Source organism: Kitasatospora nipponensis (assembly GCF_039528135.1).
GTDB classification, from domain to species: Bacteria; Actinomycetota; Actinomycetes; order Streptomycetales; family Streptomycetaceae; genus Kitasatospora; species Kitasatospora nipponensis.
The window spans coordinates 1-1176 of the sequence record NZ_BAAALF010000484.1 but is presented as its reverse complement, the minus strand read 5'-3'; the positions used below and the strand labels follow the sequence as shown (position 1 = coordinate 1176).

The following is a 1176-nucleotide window of genomic DNA, read 5'->3' as shown; positions in this document are numbered from 1 at the left end:
ACCGTCCAGAAGCCCGGCGACGTGGTGCTGCCCGGCCAGACCGTGAGCATCGCCCCGGGCGACTACCCGGAGCAGGTCAAGCTGACCCGCTCCGGTACGGCGAACGCACCGATCACGTTCACCAGGACCCCCTACGTGTGGGGCCAGTGGCCCTCGGACGTCACGGTCGGCAGCCGCGAGTTGGCGACGGGGCTCTCGGTCGTGCGGGCCGAGCACGTGCGGATCAAGGACCTGCACTTCGCCGGGAGCCAGTTCGGCCTGCTGGTGGAGAACTCCGGCGACGTCCGGGTGACGGACGGTGGGGTGGTCGGTGGCAGCACCGCTGCGGTGCGGGTCACCGGTGCCGACTCCCAGAAAGTCACCATCGGCCGGTTCACGCTCCTCAACGCCCCGGGTGTCGGAATGGTGGTGGACGGCGGTGCGAAGGGCACCACGCTGACCACCAATCTGGTCAACTCCGGTTCGGCCACCGCCGTCTCGGTGGTGGACTCGCCCGGCACGGTCGTGGTGAGCAACTCGCTGTACGCCGGCTGCCGGGTCGGACTGGAGCTGGCCGGGAAGTCTCCCGACGCCGTCCTGATGAACAACGTGGTCGCGGCCGAGTCCATGTCGGACGGCAACTGCGGCTCGCAGACCCCGCAGGTGAAGATCAGCGCCGAGTCCAGGTCCGGCCTGAGGGCCGACTACAACGTGGTCAGCGCGGTCAACGGCCGTCCGGCCTACCAGTGGGGCCCGGTGAACTACGACAACCAGCAGACGTTCACGGCCGCGACGGGCCAGGGCGCGCACGACTCGTTCGACAGCGCGGTGATCCGGGAGGACATCGGGAAGCACGACCGCCCGCTGCCCACCGTCGACTCGGCGGACGAGACCGCCCCCGGCATGCTGGACGTCGACGCGTTCGGCAACTCCGCGGTGGACGATCCGATCCAGGCCAACTCCGGTACCGGCAAGGGTTTCCGGGACCGGGGCGCGACCGAGTACCGGGACGTCGGCACCGCCTACACCCCGACCGGCCCGACCCGGATCCTGGACACCCGGGACGAGGGGAGGGCCGGCCGAGTGTCCTTCATGCGCCAGCTCAAGGTCGCGGGCGCGAACGGCGTCCCGGCGACCGGGGTCAAGGCGGTCACCATGAACGTGACCGTCACCGCGACCAGCAGTGCCGGCTACCTG

Annotated in this window: 1 protein-coding gene; it reads left to right on the top strand. The window is 70.4% G+C overall.

All coding sequences use genetic code 11. The features are described 5' to 3' along the window. Positions 1-1176, top strand: a 1176-nt coding sequence (locus ABD323_RS41350; protein ID WP_344447241.1) for a right-handed parallel beta-helix repeat-containing protein, incomplete at both ends; no start/stop codon positions are given.